The organism is Sphingomonas bacterium, from assembly GCF_903642285.1.
Classification (GTDB): domain Bacteria; phylum Pseudomonadota; class Alphaproteobacteria; order Sphingomonadales; family Sphingomonadaceae; genus Sphingomonas.
This window is the reverse complement of sequence record NZ_CAHJWJ010000017.1, coordinates 21,002-39,411: the sequence shown is the minus strand read 5'-3', so window position 1 is coordinate 39,411 and position 18,410 is coordinate 21,002. Positions and strand designations below refer to the sequence as shown.

16 protein-coding genes are annotated in these 18,410 nt (G+C 65.6%); 3 read left to right on the top strand and 13 right to left on the bottom strand.

What is annotated here, in order from left to right:
* Window positions 1–497: 497 nt before the first annotated feature.
* Complete coding sequence (locus HUU99_RS09990; protein ID WP_254603111.1) at window positions 498–1,319, top strand: D-alanyl-D-alanine carboxypeptidase family protein; 822 nt, start codon at window positions 498–500, stop codon at window positions 1,317–1,319.
* A gap of 9 nt (window positions 1,320–1,328) precedes the next feature.
* Here the strand turns inward: HUU99_RS09990 and HUU99_RS09985 are convergent, their stop codons facing one another.
* From HUU99_RS09985 to HUU99_RS09935, 11 genes are all read right to left on the bottom strand, one after another.
* Window positions 1,329–1,841: a Rid family hydrolase gene (locus HUU99_RS09985; protein WP_174286432.1), complete on the bottom strand. Its 513-nt coding sequence runs from the start codon at window positions 1,839–1,841 to the stop codon at window positions 1,329–1,331.
* A 52-nt stretch (window positions 1,842–1,893) separates the two neighbouring features.
* Window positions 1,894–4,521 carry a TonB-dependent receptor plug domain-containing protein gene (locus HUU99_RS09980; RefSeq protein ID WP_174286431.1) on the bottom strand — a complete coding sequence of 876 codons (2,628 nt, stop codon included), beginning with the start codon at window positions 4,519–4,521 and terminating at the stop codon, window positions 1,894–1,896.
* Window positions 4,522–4,715: 194 nt separating this feature from the next.
* Window positions 4,716–5,285, bottom strand: a complete 570-nt coding sequence (locus HUU99_RS09975) for a GNAT family N-acetyltransferase (protein ID WP_254603109.1) — start codon at window positions 5,283–5,285, stop codon at window positions 4,716–4,718.
* Window positions 5,282–6,865: a flavin monoamine oxidase family protein gene (locus tag HUU99_RS09970; protein ID WP_217430810.1), complete on the bottom strand. Its 1,584-nt coding sequence runs from the start codon at window positions 6,863–6,865 to the stop codon at window positions 5,282–5,284. Before HUU99_RS09970 ends, HUU99_RS09975 begins: the two co-directional genes overlap by 4 nt.
* 441 nt (window positions 6,866–7,306) lie before the next feature.
* Window positions 7,307–7,513, bottom strand: coding sequence for a cold-shock protein (locus HUU99_RS09965; RefSeq protein ID WP_174286430.1), 207 nt, complete (start codon window positions 7,511–7,513; stop codon window positions 7,307–7,309).
* A 95-nt stretch (window positions 7,514–7,608) separates the two neighbouring features.
* Window positions 7,609–7,824: a hypothetical protein gene (locus HUU99_RS09960; protein ID WP_174286429.1), complete on the bottom strand. Its 216-nt coding sequence runs from the start codon at window positions 7,822–7,824 to the stop codon at window positions 7,609–7,611.
* Between the two features lie 236 nt (window positions 7,825–8,060).
* Window positions 8,061–8,810, bottom strand: coding sequence for an SDR family NAD(P)-dependent oxidoreductase (locus HUU99_RS09955; protein WP_174286428.1), 750 nt, complete (start codon window positions 8,808–8,810; stop codon window positions 8,061–8,063).
* Between the two features lie 24 nt (window positions 8,811–8,834).
* A complete protein-coding gene (locus HUU99_RS09950) occupies window positions 8,835–9,395 on the bottom strand; it encodes a PqiC family protein (protein WP_174286427.1) in 561 nt (186 codons plus the stop codon).
* The gene (locus HUU99_RS09945; protein ID WP_174286426.1) at window positions 9,392–11,038 is read right to left on the bottom strand and encodes an intermembrane transport protein PqiB; all 1,647 of its coding nucleotides are present in this window, start codon (window positions 11,036–11,038) and stop codon (window positions 9,392–9,394) included. Before HUU99_RS09945 ends, HUU99_RS09950 begins: the two co-directional genes overlap by 4 nt.
* Window positions 11,035–12,129 carry a paraquat-inducible protein A gene (locus HUU99_RS09940; RefSeq protein ID WP_174286425.1) on the bottom strand — a complete coding sequence of 365 codons (1,095 nt, stop codon included), beginning with the start codon at window positions 12,127–12,129 and terminating at the stop codon, window positions 11,035–11,037. The genes HUU99_RS09945 and HUU99_RS09940 overlap by 4 nt, the downstream gene beginning before the upstream one ends.
* Before the next feature lie 137 nt (window positions 12,130–12,266).
* Complete coding sequence (locus tag HUU99_RS09935; protein WP_174286424.1) at window positions 12,267–12,734, bottom strand: hypothetical protein; 468 nt, start codon at window positions 12,732–12,734, stop codon at window positions 12,267–12,269.
* 554 nt (window positions 12,735–13,288) lie between these two features.
* Between HUU99_RS09935 and HUU99_RS09930 the strand changes: the two genes are divergently transcribed.
* Both HUU99_RS09930 and HUU99_RS09925 read left to right on the top strand, forming a co-directional pair.
* The gene (locus HUU99_RS09930; protein WP_254603108.1) at window positions 13,289–14,422 is read left to right on the top strand and encodes an AI-2E family transporter; all 1,134 of its coding nucleotides are present in this window, start codon (window positions 13,289–13,291) and stop codon (window positions 14,420–14,422) included.
* A gap of 118 nt (window positions 14,423–14,540) precedes the next feature.
* The gene (locus HUU99_RS09925; RefSeq protein WP_254603107.1) at window positions 14,541–15,566 is read left to right on the top strand and encodes a spore coat protein U domain-containing protein; all 1,026 of its coding nucleotides are present in this window, start codon (window positions 14,541–14,543) and stop codon (window positions 15,564–15,566) included.
* Window positions 15,567–15,571: 5 nt separating this feature from the next.
* Here the strand turns inward: HUU99_RS09925 and HUU99_RS09920 are convergent, their stop codons facing one another.
* On the bottom strand, window positions 15,572–17,866 hold the full coding sequence (locus HUU99_RS09920) for a TonB-dependent receptor (protein WP_174286422.1): 2,295 nt from the start codon (window positions 17,864–17,866) through the stop codon (window positions 15,572–15,574).
* A 113-nt stretch (window positions 17,867–17,979) separates the two neighbouring features.
* Window positions 17,980–18,384 carry a hypothetical protein gene (locus HUU99_RS09915; RefSeq protein WP_174286421.1) on the bottom strand — a complete coding sequence of 135 codons (405 nt, stop codon included), beginning with the start codon at window positions 18,382–18,384 and terminating at the stop codon, window positions 17,980–17,982.
* Window positions 18,385–18,410: the final 26 nt, after the last annotated feature.

Genomic DNA, 18,410 nt, shown 5'->3' with positions numbered 1-18,410 from the left:
GGCGACGTATACTGAAGCGTGCCCCTTCTCGCTGGCAAGCGAGCAAAATCATGCACCCTTCCCGTCACCCGGCGCGAGGCCGGGGTGACGGTGGTTGAATCGCGCCCGGTGACGAAGGGGGCGATGCGTCACACCGCCCAGGCCCGAACGTCCTTCGGCTCCAAAACCCGGTGCGGCGATGCGGACGATGGAGTACCGGATGCGCGGGGTCGGCAACCATGTCGAGCGCCTGGCGATTCGTCGTATCCTGGCAAGACGCGAGACGTGTCCATGTTTCGTTAACCATCCCGGCTGCATGCCTGTGCCATGAAGGTTGGAGTAAATATGGTCGCCGAACAATATGTTGCGATCGATCCCCGCGCGGGCTTGGCGGTAACGCTGTCCAAGGCCGCGGGGAGGGCGACATCCCGCCACCCGCTTGAGGGATGGCGGTGCGATCCGTTCATCGACCGGCGGTGCTCCGGCCGATCGATCGGCCTCGGGGAACGGCGTGCCGCGTGACCATTGCGAAGGGGTCGTTCGCATTTCGCTGTGTCGCGGCAATGCTCGCCGGCGCGCTGGCGGGTAGCGCGGTGGCACGACCCGACGCGCCACGCGCCGTGTCGTCGCTCGTGATCGACGCGGACGACGGCGAGACGCTGTATGCCAGCGATGCCGATATCGTCCGCGCGCCCGCGTCGCTGACGAAGATGATGACGCTGTTCCTGGCGTTCGACGCGATCGAGGCGGGGACGCTTCGCATGAGCGATCGGATCACGATGTCGCGCCATGCCGCCAGCCAACAACCGTCCAAGCTGGGACTGCTACCGGGGCGGTCGCTATCGCTGCGGGCCGCCATCGAGGCGGTCGCGGTGGAGTCGGCGAACGACGTGGCGGTCGCGCTGGCCGAACGGCTCGGCGGCAGTGAACGCGCGTTTGCGGAGGCGATGACCGCGCGGGCCCGATCGCTCGGCATGCGGCACACGAAATTCTCGAATGCGACCGGGCTGACCAGCCGCGGCAATCGCACGACCGCGCACGATATCGCGCTGCTGTCGCTGGCGATGCTCCGCGAACATCCGCGCGGTTACGACTATTTCGCCACGCGGTCGATCCATTGGGCGAACCGGACGATCGCCAATCATAATCACCTGCTCGGTCGCGTGCCGGGGGTGGACGGGATCAAGACGGGCTATACCGTCGACGCCGGCTATAATCTGGCGGCGTCGGCGAAACGGCACGGCAAGCGACTGATCGCCGTGGTGCTCGGCGAACGCAGCGCCGCGGCACGCGACTTGCGCGTGTCGCATCTGCTGGAGGTCGGCTTCGCCGGCGGCTGACGCCTGCGCTTACTTTGCGGCGGTCGCCTCGATCTCGACAAGAAAGTTCGGCCCGGCGAGCGCTGCGACCTGCACCGTCGACCGCGCCACCGTGGCCGGGTTTTCCGCGGTGCCGAACGCGGTCTTGAACCCATCGTTCATGCCGGCAAAGTCCATCTTGCCGCCCAGCTTGGGATCGCCCGCGACGAACACCGTCAGCTTGATGACGTCCGACATCGCGAAGCCGTGTGCGGCAAGGCTCGCCTTGATCTTCGCCAGTGCGCTGATCGTCTGCGTCTTCGTATCGCCGAAATCCGCCATGGTCAGAGCGGCCATCTGCGCGGGCGGCAGCTTCGCCTTGGCCGGATCGACCGGGGAGGCGAGCATGCCGCTGAGAAACAGCGTCGTCGCGCCCGGCATGACGGTCACGCCCTGCAGGATCAGCCCGGGCGGGGTGTTCGCATGACGGACGACATTGGTCTGCGCCGACGCCGGTGCGGTCAGCGACAGGGCGATGGCGATGGTCGTTAGGGCGCGTGACATTATCGGGTCGATCTCCGAAAGGGCCGGGCGCGGCGACGCCCGGCCGATGGTCCTAGAAATGAAGGTTGATGCGACCATAATAATAGCCGCCGTTGATCCCGTACGGACTGAACCCCAGCGGCGCGTCATAGACGTTGCCGCCGCTCACGATCGTGGGGGCCCCGGAGAGAGTCGAACAGGGTGCCTGGGTCGTGGCGTTGACGACGCATTGGAACACCGGCGGCTTCTTGTTGAAGAAATTGTTCGCGCCGATCGAGAATTCGATGTTGTGCGTCGCCTTGTAGTTCAGTTCCACATCGCTGATGAACGCATTGCCGATCCGCTGCGTATAGAAGTTGCCGCCGTCGGGGCTGTATTGTGCCGATGTCGTTCCATAGCCCGTTTCCCGCAAGGTCGCGGAGAACCGTTCGAGCGTGTAGAAGGCCGACGCGACGACCTTGACGCGTGGCGATGCGGTCGTGACGAAACTCTGCGCACCCTTGTCGAATACCGGCTGCTGGATCGTCACGCCGTTGACGTTGACGAGCGGCGGCGCGGCACTCAGCCGGGTCAGCTTCGTATTGTTGTAATTGCCCGATATCGTCCAGTTGACCGATCCGGCATTGCCGAAATCGGTCAGGTAGCTCAGGACGACATCGACGCCGCGGGTGCGCGTGTCGGCACCATTGGTGAAAACGCTGATGCCCGTCTGCGTCACCGTCGGATCGAGGATGTTGCCGTTCGCCGCCACCGCGGTCCGCACGAGCGGGAAGTTGAGCGGCTGGCCCGTCACCGGATCGGTGCCGCCGCCCGCGCTGAAGATCGTCCCGGTGCCGAGGATGCGGTCCTTGATCGTAACCTGGTACGCATCGACCGTAAGCGTCAGCCGTTCCACCGGCCGGATGACGGTGCCGATGCTGTAGTTGGTCGATCGTTCGGGCTTCAGATTGGAGAAGCCCAGGATCTTCGCCGCCGCGGAATTGGCCGGCAACTGCACGGTGGCGCTGGTCGGCGAGACGTTGGTCGCCGAGTAATAGGACTCGGCCAGCGTCGGCGCGCGGAAGCCGGTCGATACCGTACCGCGTAGCGCGAAGGCAGGGGAGAAGTCGAACCGGGTCGTGCCCTTGAAGATCACCTTGCTGCCGAAATCGGAATAATGTTCGTAACGCACCGCGCCGTCGATTTTCCAGGGGGTGATCGGGTTCACCGCCACGTCGACATAAGCGGACTCATTCTCGCGGGCATGGATGCCGGCGTCCGACGCGCGGAAGCCGGGGTAGGACTGACCACCCTCGAGATATGTAGAGGCCGCATCGCCCGCGCCGATCTGATACCGGTCCTTGCGATATTCACCGCCGAACGCGAGGTTGAGCGGCTTGGCCAGTCCGAGATCGAAATCGCGCGTGAAATCGGCGTTGGCGGTGAATTCGCTCGCCTTGAAGAAACCGTCGTAGAAGTTGCGCGGCGTCGAATGCGTGTTGATGAACAGCGACCGGTTGGCGCTGTCATAGGTGTAGATGTCGTTCTTGTCCTGGCCGTAGGTCGTGCTCAGGTCATAATGGAATTGGCCAAGCATGCCCTTGGCGCCGCCGGTGAAGGCATAGTCGTTCTCGCGGATGCCTTCGCGCGGATTGAACCCGTTGGGGTTGAAGACGATTTCGCCCGGCGTCGTCAGGCTGCCGGCGACGCCCAGCACCGGCGAAGCGATGACCCGGTCGGGCACGCGCAGATTCTCGTATGCGCTGGCGAGACGGCGGCCGTAGGTACCGAAGCTGTAGGCCTGGATCCCGCCGAAATCATAGCCGGTGTTGTAGCTCAGCGTCGTCAGGTTCGACTGCGCGTCGCCGTTGATCCGGTTGACCTCGGGAAATTCGGTGATGTTGGCGTATAGCGGGCGTTGTGCGGCGGAAAGCGAGGCGAGCAGGTTGCCGCTGCTGTCGGTGACCCGGCGATCCCTGCCGCCGACCTGCGTGAAATCGTGGAAGCGGTAGAAGGCCGTGAGATCGAAAAAGCCCGCCGCGCCGACCTTCGTCGACAGATGCGCGGTGCCGGAAAAGGTCTGGCCGCCGGTATTGTAGTTCGATCCGCCGGTGAACGACGCATCGCCACCCGGTTCGGCGTCGCTTTTCAGGATGATGTTGATGACGCCGGCGATCGCGTCGGAGCCATATTGCGCGGCGGCACCGTCCTCCAGCACCTCGATCCGCTCGATCGCGGCGGGCGGGATCAGATCGAGATCGGCGGTCGCCGCGCCCTGGTAAGGGCCGCCGAGGACCGCGAGGTTCGACGTGCCGTGGCGGCGTTTACCGTTGATGAGCACCAGCGTGTGGTTGGGGCTGAGCCCGCGCAGCCGCGCCGACAGCGTCAAATTGGCGGTATCGCCGCCGAACGCCTGCGCGGTGAAGCTGGGGACGAGCTGGGTGAGAACCTGGTTGAGGTTGGGTTGGCCGACATGGCTCAGCGTCTCGGCACCGAGCACCTTGATCGGGGCGGCGCTTTCCGCCGCGGTGATGCCGCCCGCGCGCGTGCCGGTCACGATGATGTCGTCGCCGACCTGCGGGATCTCGGCACCTTCCTGCGGTGCAGGGCCGGGCGGCGTCGTTGCGGTAACGGCAAGTTGTTGCGCACCAGCAACCGATGCAAAACCGGAACAGAGTGCGATGCCCAAGGCAATACGCGACACGCGAGCGGTGGAAAACATGATAACCCCCCTTGAACGAAAACTAGTGTTCCAGACGCCCCCTCCCGAGTATTGTCGCTCTAATTCAGATGGTTGACAATATTACCGTTAAGACCATGCTGAAAGCGATCATTATTTGATTCGCCTGATCGTGATGTTTTCATGACACGCCCCGCGATGCAAGTGGCGACTGGCGACGAGACGTTCGATCCTGATTATTGTTGTATATCGGCAACAAGGGTCTTATCCATCGGCACGAACTCTACCATCGTGCCGTCGAGATCGAGCGTCACCGGCGCACCGGCTACGTAACCAAGGGCATGGTAGAACGGGACGCCCGGCAACGTCGCCATCAATGCCGCGCGCCGGAAGCCATGCGCGCGCGCCGCATCCTCGCACGCCGCCAGCAGCATCGTTCCAACCCCGCGCCGTGCGTGATCGGGCGAGACGAAGAAGGCGCGGATGCGGGCGGCGTCGCGCGCGGGGTCGAGCGCGCCCGTGCTGCGCGCGGCATAGCGATCGCTGCCGAACAAGGTCGGTCGCCGGCTCCAGCCGCCACAACCCGCGACCCTGCCATCCACCTCGACAACGAGATAGCTGCCGTCCGCGACCAGTTCGCTGTCGACACCGAAGACATGCGCGATCGCCGCCTCGGTTTCCTCCTCGGTATAGAAGCCGCGCCCGAGCAGCCGCGCCGAACGGGCGATCAGGCCGTCGAGCGCGGGAATGTCGGCGGTGGTCGCCGGGCGGACGGTCAGTCCGGGTGCGGCTACCGCGAGCATCATGCCGCTGCGAAGCGCCGCGTGCGGGGTGCGACTAACGCCTGCGCCGCAGCGCGCGCGGCGATCGCCGTCACCTGCAGCCGTGCCGACTGGATGCCGCCCTCCTGCCAGCCCGGTGTCTGGCTGAGCGCGGCGGTCGCGAAATACACGCGACCATCGGGTTTCTGGAGCAGGCGGAAGCCGGGCGTGTCGATCCGCCCTTCCTGACCACCCGGCCCGACGCCGTTCCATGCGGGCCACGGCCCCAGGCTGTACGGCACCTTGTGCCAGTTGACCGCCACCGGATTGACCAGATCGGCACCGTGCCCGGGATGCAGCTTGTCGATCATCCCCCGCGCGGTCGCGATCTGGTCGGCGACGGTCCGCTGCTGGAAGGTCTGCGCCATCTGGCCCGAATTATAGCAGCCGAGAATCATCCCGCGCGCCGAATGGATCCCTGCCGAGGGATACCAGACCAGCGAAGTCGGTGCGCCGACGAACGAGATGCCGCCATAGATCTGGTCGCGTTCCCAGAAGCGCGGAGCCTCGAACCCGACCTTGTTCGAATAATCATATTCGACGGCCGCGATCGCCGTCTTCAGCGCAGGCGAGAAATCGGTGTCGATCTTCGCGAGCACGGGGAAGGGGATGGTGCAGACCATGTAATCCGCCACGATCGTCGCGGTCACGCCGCTCGCGGTGTCCTTGTACACCGTCTCCACGCCCTTGGCGGTGTGGCGGATACGCGTGACTTCGGCACCGCGCAGCGCGGGCCGGCGCAGGTTGCGGTCGAACCCGGCATGGATACGGTCCATGCCCCCGACGGGCTCGAACATCGTCGCCTGCATGTACAGATTGTCCTCGAACAACGACATCGGCAACTGCTGGTTGGCGAGGAGCTGGTCGAGCGGCACCGGGCTGCCCGCCGAGGCGAACGTCACGCCCGCGCCGGGTGCGGTGCCGAAGCCCGATCGTTCGGTGCCGCTGAACTTCCCGTCGGCCTGCAGGTCGCCATACGCTTTCAGGAACGGCAGCATCTTCGCCTTTTCCGCCGCCGTCAGCTGCTGGTCGAGCGCGCCCTGGTTGATCGCCTTCGTCAGCAGTTCGGCGATATAGCCGCGGGTGTCGTTGATCGCGCTGCGCATCCGCACCTTCGATCCGTCCGCCGCCATCACATAGGCCGAGCGGCTGGCGTTGACCTCGACCTCCATCGGGACGCCGAATCTCTTGGCATAGCCGAGCAGTCCCTGGTGGAAGCTGGGGATCCGCGCCGGGCCGGCGTTCATGTAGATGCCGTCGGAGAAATGCGCGGTCTGCGTTTCCTCGCCGACCATCTCGACCTTGTCGCCGTCGCGCAGCGTCCAGGCGCGACCACCGACGCGGTTGCGCGCCTCCAGCAATGTCACGAAGAAACCGGCCTGTTCGAGTTCGTAGGCCGCGGTCAGCCCCGCGATCCCCGCGCCGAGCACGACGACGCTCTTCCCCGCGCCGACGTTCGCGGGCAGCGGGGTCCAGTCCTGTGCATGCGCGATACCGGCGATGCCGAGCGCCTGCATCGCGCCCATCATCGGGCCGATGCCGGCCACCAAGCCGATGTTCGTCAACAAGCCGCGTCGCGTGACCATTCCCGTCCCCCCGATCGGGCGGCGACCGCCCGTGCCTTTGCACGCGGTCGTCCGCGGCAAGCCTGGGCATCCTCTCGAGTCGGCAAGGATCGAAACGACCAATTGCCGGCGATCGCCCGCAACCTTCCGTCGCTACGGTTCGGATCGGCGAATGAAAGGGTTAGACCGGGATTTGATTTGCAACGCAACTGAAATAAAGGCGATCGTCGATTCCGATCGATTGCCGATTGCCGATTGCAGATATGCGCAAGAAACGGTCTCGGTAAGGGCCACCTTCTCCGGACACAGAAAAGGACGGTTCGCGAAGACCGTTTGCCGGACAATCGCGAACCGCCCTCTTTGTCCTGTACGCGCAATCGGCGTCGCTCGGACGATCCCGACGAACAGCCTTGCGGCTGTCGATCGGACCGGCGGCGACGGTTACGCCGACTGCAGATTGACGGCCGAGGTCTTTCCGCGGCGATCGGTTTCCAGCTCGTAGCTGACGCGCTGGTCCTTGTTCAGTGTCGTCATGCCCGCACGCTCGACGGCGCTGATGTGTACGAACGCATCGCCCTCGCCGGTTTCCGGCGCGATGAAGCCATAGCCCTTTTCGGAATTGAAGAATTTTACGGTGCCGGTAATCATAGTAAGTTCCTGACTTCGCTTGGTAGAACCCAGACCGGTCGTCGCGTCGGCGATGATATCATCGACGGTCGGACCGGCATGGGGTGGTGATGGGATCAGCCGTTGCGGACCCACATGCTCCGGACGACCGGACCGTTGATGATCTTGGTCCGAAAGGCGTGCCGAATGGTGTCCGCGTCGTCGCCGTTGTTCAGGACGACACGCGTGCCGCCCGACAACAGGGTTTCGATCGCGCTGATATTCGCCGAATGCTTCGCGCACATCGCGGTCACTTCGGTCTTGTTCGCGGTGACGTTCATCGCTCGTGACATTGGCCGGCTCCTTGCCTATCGCTATGATCGCGACGTTCGTGCCGAACCATGCGCGCGCTTGACCGCAAGAACGCCAGGCGTTCCCGGTTCGCGCGGTGATGGGTCGGCATGAAATGGTCTCGATCGTTCGGGCGAAAGCACAATGCTTTCGGTCACCGGACGCCCAGGTTCGATCGAGTGATGCGCCTTCCTAGCACAATATCCGCGCAGACCCGCATATAATCGGCGGGCCGGGCTCAGCCTTCACGCGCGACCTGAAATCCGGCGAAGGACTGGCTGACGGGCATGATCTCCAGCGTGTTGACGTTCAGATGCGGGGGCAGGGTGGCGATCCAAAGGATGGTCGCGGCAATATCCTCCGCCGTCATCGGGTTGGCGCCGCCATATAATTTGTCCGATGCCGCCGCGTCGCCGCCGGTGCGGACCAGCGTGAATTCGGTCTCGACCATGCCCGGCTCGATCGAACTGACGCGGACGCCGGTGCCGTGGAGATCGGACCGCAGCCCAAGCGTGAACTGGTGCACGAACGCCTTCGTCCCGCCGTAAACATTGCCGCCGGTATAGGGGTAGGTCGCGGCGACCGAGGACAGGTTCACGATCGCGCCCTTGCGTTCGATCAGCCCCGGCAGCAATCGGTGCGTGATGCCGACCAAAGCGGTGACGTTAGTGTCGATCATCGTCCGCCAATCGCCGAGATCGGCCGTCTGTGCGGGCGCGGTGCCGAGCGCCAGGCCGGCATTGTTGACGAGAAGATCGACGACGGCGAATGCGGCGGGCAGCGCGTCGATCGCGGCGGCGGTCGCAGCGGCATCGCGGATGTCGAAGGCGGCGGGATACACGGCGTCGCCGACGGATGCCGCCAGCGCCTCGAGCCGGTCGGCCCGGCGCCCGGTCGCCACCACATGCCAGCCCGCATTCGCCAGCGCCCGGACCGTCGCTTCGCCGATTCCCGAAGTCGCGCCCGTCACCAGTGCCGTCTTGGTCATATGATCTCCTGTCGGACTGTCGTGCTAGCGTATACCGGCACTAGCTGCGATGGCCGCGGCAAGCCGTGCCATCATTTCTCCGAGCGCCTGGGACTGTGCGGCCGGATCACCGGCACCCGCCGCCGCGTCGAGCGTGAGGACGTGCGGCTGCACCGGTTTGCCCGCGAACGACCAGCTGAGCTGCATTACGAACCGCTCGCCGGATTGGCGCAGGTCCAGAATTTCGACCACGACCGCGCGGGTGCCGGCCGGCATCGGTGCGCCGGGCAGGATGACGGCCCCCGGCGGCAATTGCCCGATCAGGTCCTGCGTCAGCACTTGACGAAGCAGGTCGCCCGGCGGTGCGCTCCAGCGATCGAAATCCAGGACTTTCATGCGGTTTGCCGTGTCGTGCTGGACGATCTCCAGCCGATCGATCGCGAGCGGCAGACGAACCGCCGCGATCTGGATCGGTGCGGCGATTCGGCCTCCGGACGGCGGCGCGGTTCCGGCCAGCGGCTCGACCGTCCAGAACCGCGTCGGTGTGCTGCTACATCCGGCGAGCCCGATCGCCGCCGATAGCAGGAGGAGCGTGGATCGGCTCATTTCTTTTCCTTCTTGCCGCGCAGCAACGCCTCGGGATGGCGGCTGAGATAATCGGTCAGCGAGCGGATCGACCGTGCTGATTCGGTCAATTGCCGGACCGCATCGGGTAGCGTCGAATCCTGCCCGCCGCCGTCACCGCCCAGCAGCTTGCCGGCCGCGCCCGCCGCCGCCTGCGCCTGGTCCGCGGTCTGCCGCAAGGAGTCGAGGAGCGGTGCGATCTTCGGACCCGCCTGCTGCGCGGTCTTGTCCAGCGTGCCCAGCGCATGATCCAGATGGTCGAGGCTGTCGCTTAGTTGCGGGGATCCCGTCAGCGCACGCAGATTGCCGGTGACCGCGCGCAGATTGTTGCCGATCGCCTCGATCGGCAGCGCGTCGACCTTGCCCAATATGCTGTCGACCTTGGCGAGCATGTCGCCGCCGGCCGCCACGCTCGGGATCCAGGGATAGGGCGAGCCCGACCGCAACCGCGCGGGCGCACCGCCGTGCGGATCGAGCGTGACGAGATACCCGCCGACGAGCGGTGGCGATTGGGACAGCTTGGCGCGCAGGCCTTGCGAGGCGAGCTTCGCCATGACCGAGTCCACCGCATCGCGGGTCGGGGGCACCTGCAGCCGGGTGCCGTCGATCGCGATGGTGACGGGTGTGCGGATCGTGCCGTCGGCGGCATCGTAGACGAACTGCGTGCCGACGACCCGACCGACCGTATAGCCGCGCATCAGCACGGGCGCACCCGCCATCAGCCCGCCAATATCGCCACCGAGCGCGACTTGGTACAACGTCTCCGATCCGACCGCAGCGGCGGCCGCTGTGCCCGAATCGGGGTATAACCGGAAGCGTGCGTTCGCGGCGGCGGGGCGTATGTCGGTCGCTCGCGCGGGGGTTTCGAAGATCACCCCGCCGAGCGCTGCGATCGAGGGCGAGGTCAGCCGCGCCTGCAGCCCGCCCGCGGACGGCGACAGCTGGAACGCATTGGCGTTCCAGAAATGGCTCGAGTTCGTAACGAGCGATGCGAAGGGATCGCGGATAAAGGCATCGACGACGAACCCGGACAATCCGGTCGGTATGATCCCCGCGATCGTGCCGACCTGCACGCCATGGGTGTAGATCGACGTGCCTGGCGTGATCGACACCAGATCGGGTGCGACGAGGCGGAAATGCCGCCCCGGCGTGCTGCTGTCGACCACCGGCGCGTCGCGGATCGCGACGAAATGGCGCGCCGGCTCCCCCGTTCCGGGCGCGACGCCTATACTGGGCCCGGCGACCGCGGCGCGCAGCGAGGCGATGTTGGTGAAGCTCGGGTTCGAACCGACGACCCAAAGCCGCGTGTTCGTCCGGAACAGCGGCTCGCGCGATTTGTCGATCCGTAGCGTGAGCGCGATGTTGCGGCCATCGTCCGCCAGCCGGATGTCGGACACGCTGCCGATTTCCAGCCCCTTATAGTCGACATGCGTGTCGCCTGTGCGGACGCCCTGCGCGGAGGGAACGAGCAGTTCGATGTCGATCCCGCGATCGGTCAGCGCGCGCAGCGCCAGCCAGCCGACGATCATCAACGCCGCGATCGGCAGCGCCCACACGATTCCGGGCCACCGTCCGCGGCTGACCCGCGCTTCGGTGCGGGGAAGATCGTCGTCGGCATCTGTCATGCGGCGATTGGCCTTTCGCTGACACGCGTGCCGTCGCGCGCATCCCACAGGAGCCGCGTGTCGAAACTGTGCGTCGAGAACATCGTCGTGATGACGACGCCCAGGAACGCCACCATTCCCGGCATCGCCTGCGCATTGGCGATCTGGTCGAACTGCATCAACGGCACGAATGTCCCGATCGCCAGGACATCGACCATCGACCAGCGGCCGACCTCGTGGATGATATGGTGCAGTCTCGTCTTCAGCCGTAGCCCATGGGTCGATCCGCTATGGACCGACCAGAGCAGCCAGCACATGCCCGTCAGCTTCAGCAGCGGGATCGCGAAGCTGGCGACGAAGACCAGCACGGCCAGTCCCCACAGCCCCGCTCTCGCCAGATCGACGATGCCGCCGAACACGGTATACGGGGCAGGGGCCGTGAGCTGGATCGTCATGGCCATCGGCAACAGATTGGCCGGAAGATACAGGATCAGACCCGCCGACACGAGCGCGGTGGTGATGGCCACGCTGTTGGTCTTGCGCGGTTCGAGCCGAGCATTGCAACGCGGGCAGTCGCCGCCGTCGCGGGCGATCGGCAGGACCATCGAGCAGGCCGCGCATGACAGCACCGGTCCGGCGGGGTGGCCGCCGTCGGGCATGATCGCACGCCAAACCATCCGGTCGTCTATGCACGCGCGAGCGAGCAACGCGCAGACCGTCGCCGCCGCCATGAAGACCGCGCCGCCCCCGACCTTCAAGTCGAAGAGCGCGGACAGGCGGCCGTATGCGACATAGATACCGAGCAGCATGACTTCGGGCATTGCCCAGACCCCCAATGTCTGCGCGACGCGGAACGAGGGACCCAGCCGCCGCGAGCGAACCCCCAACTGGATCGCGCAAAGCACGATCGACAGCAACGCGAAGCGAAGCAGCGGCAGGATCAGCACGAACAGCAGCATCGTGATTGCGGGAAGCGGCCAATGTTCCCGCCAGAAATTTGCGACGCCCGACGTGACATGGCTTGCGCGCGATCCGGTGAGCAGTTCGACCCGGTAGAGCGGCATGACGTTCGCCGGGATCAACAGCACGAACGTCGCGATCGACAGGATCATGGCGGTACGGATACTGGTTCCGCGCCGGCGCTCCAGGACAGAACCGCACCGTACGCAGCGGGCCGTCTCGCCGTCGCCCAGGACGGGTATCCCCTGCACCACTCCGCAGCTGTCGCAGCCGATCGTCCGCGCGGGCGTCACCGATCGGGGGTCAGCAATGTGCGGGCGGTGCGGTAGCAATCCTCGACATGCGCGTTGCCCGCCAGCTTCATCGCCCCGAACCCGATCGTCGCGGCGATCGCCGATCCGACGACCGGTACATATTTCGCGACGGATGCCGATGCGATGCGAACGCCGACCCGCCGCAACAGGCCAACCGCGATCCGGCGTGTGATCATTCGCCCGATGACATTGTTGCCCATGCTCGCGGCGATCACGAAGACGCGTTGCGCGATGTCGGGATCGAGCTTCGCGACGCTGTCATGGTCCAGTTCGAAGGCTCGGCTGATGGCGGGCAGCATCGTCGAGAGCAGTCCGATGTCGGCGATCAGGTCCGCGCCGGGGATCGGCACGACCGCGGCCCCCGCCGCCGCAAGCGAGCGATTGGTGACCATGCGGCGGCAATCGCGGCGAACGGCGTCGAGCCGGGAAATCGATTGGATCATGATGCTTCGTTCGATTGCTGGAGCAAATTCGGGCGATGGGTTTGACGACTGGAGCGGTAAAATCTCTGTCAGGCGATTGAATGACCAGGCAGCATCCGCGTTCCACCATCGCAATGATTTCCTGCAAACTACCCGTCAAGCACGACGATTGCATCTTTTGCAATTGCAGAGGCTCATTTTGCAATTGCGATCGTGTCTGTTGCGATGCACAAAAAGCGTGCCTTTCAGGCATCCTCTCCTAAAAACTTTCCGGCCGGTCATTGACCGGCCTTTTTTTTTGCCCGCGCTACTGGCAGAGGACCCGCGCTGCCGTGGCCCGGCATAAAATCGCAGGAGTGGAGCCGCCGGTCTAACCGGCACCGGGTTCATGATGGCGCGGGGGATCGAGTGGTCAGGCCCTCTCCCCCGCTTCCGGTCTTTGCAGTCATATGGCGCTACCGATCCGGATCGTCCGGTCCTCGCATCGGGGAGCGCATGGCCGAACATCGACGCATCGGCTTGCCACGGCCTGTGGCGACGGGCACGACATCGGCAAGATGGCAAAAGGGGCGTAAGTGTCGGATCAGGACCAGATCGAAGCGCCCGGGACCTGGCGGCGCGACTCGGATGTGGCGATGTCGCGGTCGCAGATCCGCGCAAGCCTGGTTGCCGCCGCCATCCTGTTCGCGGCGGGCGTCGCGACGTTGAAGGATTTTCTGCCTGCGCTTGGCTGGGCGGTGATCTTCGCGATTGCGCTATGGCCCTGGTATGTGCGGCTGGCAGCGCGTTGGCCACGACATGCCCGCGGCCTGGTGCCGACCGCGATCGTCGGCGCGGTATTGCTGGCGTTCGTCGTCCCGCTGCTCATCATCGCCGTCCCGTTGGTCGAGGATGCGCATGCGGCCGGCATATGGGTGCAACAGGCGGCCCAATCCGGCATTCCCGCGCCGGCATTCCTTCGCACCTTGCCTTATGGAGAGAGACTGGTGCCCTTGTGGCAGCAGCAGCTGGCGCAGCCCGGTGCGCTTCAGGCGATCGCGCACCGCGCCACGGCGGGCAACGGATCGGGAATGAGCGGGCGGATCGCTGGCAATTTGATCCACCGGGTGGTGCTGGCCGGGTTCATGCTCCTGACACTCCTGTTCCTGCTCCGCGACATCGAGTCGGTAATGGCCGGGTTGCGGATCGGCAGTCGCCGCGCGTTCGGCGCGGCGGGAGAAAGCGTCGGGCGGCAACTGGTCGACGCGGTCCAGGGTACGGTCAACGGATTGGTATTCGTCGGGCTGGGCGAGGGTGTGCTGCTCGGCATCGCCTATCTGGTTGCCGGCGTTCCGCACCCGACGCTGTTCGGGCTGTTGACCGCGCTGCTGGCGATGGTGCCGTTCGGCGCGACGGTCGCGTTCGGCGCGGCCGCGCTGGCGCTGCTCGCGACGGGCAAGACCGTGGCGGCGATCGTCATCGTGGTGCTCGGGTTCGTCGTCACCTTCGTCGCCGACCATTTCGTCCGCCCCGTGCTGATCGAGGGTGCGACCCGGCTGCCGTTCCTGTGGGTACTGCTGGGCATCCTGGGCGGGGTGGAGGCGTGGGGCCTGATCGGACTGGTGATGGGACCCGCGATCATGGCGGCGTTGATGCTGTTGTGGCGCGAATGGATCGGCGCGCAGCGCGGACCCATCAATCCACCCGCCACGATCGCCGAGGACAGCTAAGGATCCCGCTACGCGGAAGCGTCGACATCCTGCCCGAACAACCCGTTATGGTTCGATAACCATCGCTTAAGCCTGCGCCAGCAACATGCGCGCCACCGATGGAACGCGGACGGCAAAGATGCGACATTTCCTTAGATTGCTGATGCTGTGCTTGGGACTGGTTCTGTCCGGCCCCGCCTTCGCCGCATGCGGCGTTGCGACGACGGTCAGCGACGATCTCGGCTCCTACTCATCCAATGCATTGAAGGCGGGGGCACCGCCCTATCTGTCCGAATTCGGCGGGTTCAGCTGCTCCAGCGCGTCGCTCATCGCGCTTCTTGCCGGCAATTACCTGAAAGCGACGGTCGCAAGCGCGTCGGTCTACAAGATGACCTCGGCCACATCGTCCGACACGGTGAGTTATCAGCTAGCCGCCGCCGCCGATGGCAGCAGCCCGCTCGTGCCCGGAACCGCGACCTATTATGTCAACGGCACCGCGCTGAACCTGCTCGGCAGCGGCACGACCAGCGTCCCGATCTATGTGAAGCTGGCGAGCAGCACCGCGGTCGCGCCAGGCACCTACACCGGCAGCGTCGCGATCAGATGGGATTGGTCGTTCTGCTCGTTGATCGGTGCGCTGAACGCCTGTGTGGGCACGCTCGATGCTGGCAGCAAGACGGCGACCATGTCGTTCACGCTGACCGTCGCGCCGCAGCAGACGACGATGCTCGTCGCGACCACTACCACATGGGACGCGATATCGGGCACCACCGATCCCAAGGCGATCCCCGGCAGCCGCCGCCGCGCCTCGATCACGATCGGTAATCCCGATATCGTCGCGATCGATCGGGGCACGCTGGCGGTCATCCTGCCGGTCGCGAACCGCACGATCGTCGCGCTGGACGGCGACGGTACCGGGTCGGGCACCGTCGTGCAGACGACCGACGGCAGCCCGGCATCGGGACTGACCGTCTCCTATGTCTCCCCGTCCAGCACCACGGACAATGTCGACTTCTCGTCCGACGGGGGCACCACCTGGAGCTATACCCCGACCGCCGGCGATACCGCTTCCGAATCCGCCGTCACGCATATCCGTATCCGCCCGCAGGGCAGCATGGCGGCCGGATCGTCGTTCAAGATATCGATCCCCTTCCTGGTGAAGTGACCCGCTCACAGCTTCACCGTCAGGTCCGCCTGGAAACTGCGCTGAGGGAAGGGGTGGAACAGGAAATACCGGTCGTCGCCGACATTATCGATGCCCAGGCCCAGGACGTAATGCTCATTGATCCGGAATTGGGCGCGCAGGTCGACGACCATGTATTGGTAGAATCCCTGATAGGTATTGCCGATGACGTCGCTATTATCGAGCGTGGCATAATTGCGGCTGGAATAGCGGCCCGCGGCGGTCAGCGCGATCTGATCGGTCGGACGCCACGTTCCTACCAGCGTTGCCTTCCATTTGGGCACCGACGGCAGCTGATGGCCGATCGCCGCGGGGAAGGCGGCGTCTGCGCGCGTTTCGGCGTCGGCGTAGGTGACGCTGCCCGACAGATCGATCCGCGGCACGACATCGGTTCGCTGCGCCGCGAATTCGACGCCGCGCGCCAGCGTGCGGTCGACATTCTGCACGAACGTGCCGATCTGCGCCGGTACCACGGGCAGGATGCCGGTCTGCGAGATCAGCGCATCGCGGACCTGTTCGTTGAACAGCGACAGCCGCGCGGTACCGTGATCGTCATGCCGCTCCAGCGCCAGTTCCTCGGACAGCGCGCGTTCGGGGCGCAGATTGGGGTTGGGCACCGCGGCACCCACTTGCGTCGTCACCACCTGATACAGTTCGCCGACGGTCGGGAAGCGATACGCCTCGCCGAACGATCCCCGCAACGTCCATCGCTGGTCGATATCCCAGGCAAGTGATGCCTTGGGCGAGAACCGGTTCGCGTCGAGAGTCGGCTGCACGCCCGCGATCGCGGGCGTCAGCGAGACATTGACGCCGTCATACGCGCGCCACCATTCGTAGCGCCCCCCGACCGTCAGCGTGACGGTGGGTAGCAGCTCGACGGCATCCTGCGCCCAGACCGCTGCGGTGCGCGTCTTCCCCTGCGATTGCAGGTTCAATGCACCTTCGCTGCCGTGCAGCCAGTCGGTGGTCGCATAGCGATTGCTGTTCAGGGTGAACTGATCGTAATGCGCGCCGAAGCTGAGCGTATTGGTCGCCGCGTCGTCCGATCGCCAGGCACCCTTCGCATCGAGCGTCTTCCACCCCGTGCCGTCCAATCGCGTGATCGTCCCCGCGCCGCCGGTCTGCGCGGTGGGCAAGGCGGTGGCCGGGATACGCTGCACGTCGTTCGCGAAGTCGTAGAGCGTGCCGATCACCTGCCAGTCGAACCGCGTGCCGCTACCGGTCGCGGACAGCGCGTGGCTCCAATGCCGTTCCTGATAGTCGTAGACGCCGCCCGAAAAGGCGCTGGGTGCGACGGTGTAGGCGCGGCCGTCGATGTTGAAGATGCCGGCATAAGCGGGCAGCCCGGTCGCGGCGGTGGTCAGATAGCTGTCGGCATGCGCCTGCGTGTCGTTCAGGAAGAGCCCGCCGACATAGGTCAGCCGGACCTGCGGCGCGAGGTCGATCGCGGCCTTCAGCTTGATATGGTTCTGTAGCTGGTGTTCGAACCCGCTCGCGCCGAGCACGCGGATCGGCGCGCCGGTTCGATTGAGGTCGTCGAACCCACCGCTGGTAAGGACGCCGGCGGTACTCGCCCCCGGTTGCATCGCAGTGACGTAGAGCAAGGGCTGGCTGTTGCTCGCGACATGATCGATGCTGGCGAACAGCGCGAGCGGACCGAACCGGTCGCCGATCGTAGCCCCCACCTGATAGGCGGGCAGCGTCTCGTGCGTGGCGTATTGATCGAATTGCTGGACGTTGGTGCCCGCGGTGATCGTCCCCTCCAGACGGTCCGGCAGGCGCGTCGTAATGTTGACGACCGCGCCGATCGAATTGCCCGGATACGCTGCCGAAAAGGGACCATAGAGCACGTCGATCCGCGCGATTTCCTGCGGGCTGACCAGGCTCCAGCGCGGACTCGCGATCGTGTTGTTGTTGCCGATCAGCGCGGACAGCAGCGCGCCGTCGGCATAGATCAGGCTGCGCGCGCTCGATCCCAAACCCGATGTACGAGTCGCGAGTGGCGCTTGCGTGTCGCCGATGTGCCGCTGTCGGATGACGAGCGACGGCAGATATTTCAGCGCCTGCTCGACGTTCAGTGCGTTGACCGTCGTCGCGATCGTATCGCCGGTGACGGAGGCGGTACTGTTCGGGGCGTTGTCGATGCCCTGCGTCTGCCGCTCCGCGACGACGAGGATATCGGCTTGCGACGTGGTGGGGGCGGTCTGCGCGGCCGCGGACGACGCGAGCGCAACGATGGGAAGGCCGGCCGCCGCGGCGGCCAGTCGGAACGATGGAATCATGGATACACCTGGACCTGGCGCGAACAGGGTCGCGCATATGGGGACCCCGGCCATGGGCCGGGCGAGATAGCGCAGGCGCGATCGATCGACGGGCGATCGTCGTCGCCGGCTGGTCAACCCAGGTTGGGCGGGCCCCGGAGCGGCGGCCGCAAATGGCCGGCGGTCTGCAACCGTGCGCTGGTGGCGGCGAACAGGCCGGCGATCAGGATGGCGGCCAGCGCCACCGCGAGCTGGACCGGGTCGGTACCGCCCAGCACAGGTGCGCTCAGGCCGGCGAAGGGGCAGGGGGCGTCGGGCTTCGTCGGACCGTCGTGCCCGTGATGGTGGCCGTGCATGTCGTGCATCGCCGCGTGTTCCGTCGCGGGCACCATGCCGTCGCAGATCGTCAGTACGACGCGATCGTTCGACAGCAGCGGCATGAAACCGACCGGGACCACCAGTTTCATGCACAAGGTCAGCGTCAGCAGCAGACATGCCGCCGGCATATGACCCTTGATAATGCTTCGAAGTGTTTCCACACCCGCAGGCATAGGCGCGGCGGCTC

Excerpts from the sequence above, each read along its gene's own strand:
- HUU99_RS09985 (WP_174286432.1), bottom strand. The coding sequence starts at position 1,841 with ATGTCACGCGCCCTAACGACCATCGCCATCGCCCTGTCGCTGACCGCA.
- HUU99_RS09980 (WP_174286431.1), bottom strand. The coding sequence starts at position 4,521 with ATGTTTTCCACCGCTCGCGTGTCGCGTATTGCCTTGGGCATCGCACTC.
- HUU99_RS09975 (WP_254603109.1), bottom strand. The coding sequence starts at position 5,285 with ATGATGCTCGCGGTAGCCGCACCCGGACTGACCGTCCGCCCGGCGACC.
- HUU99_RS09965 (WP_174286430.1), bottom strand. The coding sequence starts at position 7,513 with ATGATTACCGGCACCGTAAAATTCTTCAATTCCGAAAAGGGCTATGGC.
- HUU99_RS09960 (WP_174286429.1), bottom strand. The coding sequence starts at position 7,824 with ATGTCACGAGCGATGAACGTCACCGCGAACAAGACCGAAGTGACCGCG.
- HUU99_RS09955 (WP_174286428.1), bottom strand. The coding sequence starts at position 8,810 with ATGACCAAGACGGCACTGGTGACGGGCGCGACTTCGGGAATCGGCGAA.
- HUU99_RS09950 (WP_174286427.1), bottom strand. The coding sequence starts at position 9,395 with ATGAGCCGATCCACGCTCCTCCTGCTATCGGCGGCGATCGGGCTCGCC.
- HUU99_RS09945 (WP_174286426.1), bottom strand. The coding sequence starts at position 11,038 with ATGACAGATGCCGACGACGATCTTCCCCGCACCGAAGCGCGGGTCAGC.
- HUU99_RS09940 (WP_174286425.1), bottom strand. The coding sequence starts at position 12,129 with ATGATCCTGTCGATCGCGACGTTCGTGCTGTTGATCCCGGCGAACGTC.
- HUU99_RS09935 (WP_174286424.1), bottom strand. The coding sequence starts at position 12,734 with ATGATCCAATCGATTTCCCGGCTCGACGCCGTTCGCCGCGATTGCCGC.
- HUU99_RS09925 (WP_254603107.1), top strand. The coding sequence starts at position 14,541 with ATGCGACATTTCCTTAGATTGCTGATGCTGTGCTTGGGACTGGTTCTG.
- HUU99_RS09920 (WP_174286422.1), bottom strand. The coding sequence starts at position 17,866 with ATGATTCCATCGTTCCGACTGGCCGCCGCGGCGGCCGGCCTTCCCATC.